This is a genomic window from Rhodoblastus sp. (assembly GCF_052145335.1).
GTDB lineage: Bacteria > Pseudomonadota > Alphaproteobacteria > Rhizobiales > Beijerinckiaceae > Rhodoblastus.
Window position 1 is genome coordinate 1 of the sequence record NZ_JBKQOU010000269.1, and the last position, 3,368, is coordinate 3,368.

Annotated in this window: 3 protein-coding genes and 1 pseudogene; all 4 read right to left on the reverse strand. The window is 55.8% G+C overall.

Annotation, left to right across the window (positions count from 1 at the left end):
- Positions 1-544 precede the first annotated feature (544 nt).
- On the reverse strand, positions 545-1,075 hold the full coding sequence (locus tag ACLP2E_RS16855; RefSeq protein WP_442466588.1) for a dTDP-4-dehydrorhamnose 3,5-epimerase family protein: 531 nt from the start codon (positions 1,073-1,075) through the stop codon (positions 545-547).
- A 38-nt stretch (positions 1,076-1,113) separates the two neighbouring features.
- Positions 1,114-1,648 (reverse strand): annotated as a pseudogene (locus ACLP2E_RS16860) (NAD(P)/FAD-dependent oxidoreductase); the annotation flags it as partial.
- A 70-nt stretch (positions 1,649-1,718) separates the two neighbouring features.
- Entirely contained in the window at positions 1,719-1,916 is a 198-nt protein-coding gene (locus tag ACLP2E_RS16865; RefSeq protein ID WP_442466589.1) for a transposase, read from the reverse strand.
- Between the two features lie 345 nt (positions 1,917-2,261).
- On the reverse strand, positions 2,262-3,368 hold a 1,107-nt coding region (locus tag ACLP2E_RS16870), incomplete at its 5' end, for a UDP-glucose dehydrogenase family protein (RefSeq protein WP_442466590.1).

A 3,368-nucleotide genomic window follows, 5' to 3' on the forward strand; every position in this document is an offset into this window, starting at 1 on the left:
CTGAACATGGTCAAGCAAAGCTGCCGCTCGATTGACGAAGCTCGAACTCCTTATCCGGGCGCCATGATATTTAGCGTCCGGCAATCGTTTTTATGTCGAGCGGCTTCCCGCCGGACAGGGTCCAATCCACCTGCGTTCCACAGAGAGCCCGCGCGGCCCCCCAAGGCAACCCGGATCGGCCCCCATGGCTGAGACCCAGTAGAATTCCGACGATCGCCACAGGCGTAGTCGCAGCAGTGATGCTAACTGCGTGACCACCCAATCCTGTTGAAGGTCGGAATTGCGACTGTTATCAGTGGGTCTGCCGACGATCGCGACGTTATGGGTTGTGGAATATTCATATGCACGTGTTCCTCGTGTCCTTCAAAGGAACCCGTCTAGCAGACTGTCGGATTCAGAAAAAGCGCGCAATTTTATGCTAAGACTAAGGTCATTGATGCAATATTATTACGTCTACGCCTTAACAATTTGCAGATTATTGCAATTTGTTTCTATTACGTTCTTAAGTCCGACAGGCTCCTAGCAGGGTGATCAAACCTCGCGTTTATCTACAGAAATCAGCCCAATGCGCGTCTTTCACTGAGATTTCCGTAACCGGCAGAGGCCAGTTGATGCCAAAAGTCCCATCGTTGTAGCGAATACCACAAGCTGATTGTGGCGCATAGGATACAGAAATCAGGTAGCTGACCACTACGCCGTCGCAGAGTGTCTGAAAACCGTGAGCAAATCCGGCCGGAATATATAGTTGGTCTCCTCTCTCGCTCGAGAGCTCGAACTTCAACCACCGGCAATATGTCGGGGAACTGGGTCTGATATCGATGATGACGTCCCAAATGCAACCCTTAACACATCGCACAACTTTTACTTCGCCGTCCGGCTCACGTTGATAGTGCATGCCTCGAAGGGTACCCTTGCGAGCTGAATACGAAATGCTATGTTGCGGATAGTTCGTCTCAAGCCCTTGAGCCGCAAATTCATTTGCGCAAAAAGTTCTGGCAAAGTATCCACGGTTATCGTACCCCGGTTCCAAATCAATCCGCCAAGCTCCCTGAAGTATTGTCGGATGAAACTGCATGCAACCATCCCAACTACTAATATTTCCGTGGTCGGCGGCTATGGCTTAACCCGGAGCCCGGGAGGAGTTTTTCGCCATGAGCGACTCATCAGCCTCGTAATCCATTCTGCGATTGCCAGGCAAGCTTGTGAGGCCCGGCGACTCGATTCCGAACAGATTGATCAAGCCGGGAACGCCGTGGTCTTTTTCGGATTGAACCAAAAAGTCAGTTTCGGACCCACCAGGACGGGTGATTTTCGGTCTGGTGCCGGAAAACGACGGCTGCAACGAGCCGTCGGGTAGTTCGGGCCAGTAGGTTCTAATGGCCGCGCAGAAAGAGTCAGCGCGCTTGGGATCGACGTCGTAGTGCACCTCGTCCACCTATTCTACGTCAGGCCCTTGTCCTACGAGGTCGAGGGTGAGATGAACGCCGAGCCCACCCGGCGTCGGGATTGGATAGATCAGCCGGGTAAAGGGGGACCGTTTGGTCAGGGCAAAATAATTTCCCTTGGCGAGATAGAGGGGCGGGATCTTGTCGGAAGGCATCCCGTCGATCGAGCGGGCGAGGGCGCGTGAGCCGAGCCCGGCCCCGTTCGCAGGCGGCAAAGTAATTTGTCCATTCGAGAGATTTGAAGATGTCGACAGCAGGCTCTGAGCGCCCTCGTCAGGCTGGTACGGTTCGCTCGGCGAACTTGCGCAGATAGGCCTTCAGCTTCGAAAAAGCCTTCTCGATCAGGTTCATGTCTGGGCTGCAGGGCGGCGGATTTCGCAATTCTGCCCCTGCCGATTTCATGCGCTGTTCGACCCGCGCTCCTTCGTGGGCGGCCAAATTGTCAATGACGACGATATCGGAAAGTGCCATCCCTGCCGCTCTCCTTCTGCCGCGGGAATCATGAATCAGAATTCAATTGATTCGGGAATCGCAGTGGATTCAGTCGGTTCGGATACCGGGCTAGCTTTCCTTACCGGAAGCGGCGTGGGAGCGCCTACGATGGCTTTCGTGCGGCCTTTGGCGGAGGGCGCCTCAGCGTCTGGCGCCGCCACTAGCGACGGAACGGCTCTAGCGCAATGGTCGCCGCCGGGGCCCGCGTCTCGAAGCGGAACATTAAATCGCGACAAGTTGCAACCTCACTGGACATTTCGCGGCCTGGGCGCAGCGCCCAAGTCTTCACCGACAAGGATTTGCATGTCAGCCTTAATCCACGAGCTACTGACGGCCAACGCTGAAATAGCGGAACCCCCTCCTACGCATGTCCGAGGGCGAATAAATATTGCGAAGGTCGACCACGGTCGGTTCGCTCAGCGCATCTTTGATCCGGGCGAGGTCGAGCGCCCGAAACGCATCCCACTCTGTCACTATCACAAACGCGGAGGCGCCCTCGGCGCAAAGATAGGCGTTTCGACAAAAGCTGACGTCGGTCAAGACCTGCCTCACCTTCTCCATCGCCTGCGGATCGTGGGCACGTACTTTCGCCCCAGCTGATTGCAAAGCCTTGATGATGTCAGTTGCGGGCGCCTCGCGGATATCGTCGGTGTTTTGCTTAAAGGCGATGCCTAATATCGCGACGGTCTTATCGGCTACGCCATCGCCGCACGCGGCGATTACCTTTTGCGCAATTTTGTTCTTACGCGTTCGATTGGCCTCTGCGACCGCCTCAATGATAGTAGCTGGCGCACCAAGTTCTCGCGCCGTCTGGGCCAGCGCTAGCGTATCCTTTGGAAAACAAGAGCCACCAAACCCGGGGCCAGCATGCAGGAATTTTGAGCCAATGCGGTTATCCAGGCCCATGCCGCGGGCCACGTCTTGCACATCGGCGCCAGCCGTTTCGCAAAGGTCTGCCATCTCGTTGATGAAAGCGACTTTGGTCGCGAGAAAGCCATTGGCCGCATATTTGATTATTTCGGCTGTGCGTCTGGCCGTAAACAGGAACGGCGCGGCGTTAAGATATAGAGGCCGATACGCTTCGTGCATCAATGCGATGGCGCGAGGATCGTCCGTTCCGATGACAATCCGATCCGGATGCTTGAAGTCATAAATCGCTGTGCCTTCGCGCAAGAATTCAGGATTCGACACGACTGCGAAGTCAGCGTCGGGACTCACGGTGCGAATGATTCTTTCGACTTCGTCGCCTGTCCCAACGGGGACAGTCGATTTGTTGACGACGACCGTGAACCCCTTCATTGCGACGCCGATCTCCTTTGCCGCGGCATAAACAAAACGCAAATCCGCCTGTCCATCATCGCCGCGGGTGGGCGTGCCAACCGCGATGAAGACCGCTTCAGCCCGATCGACCGCAGCAGCCAATTCGGTCGA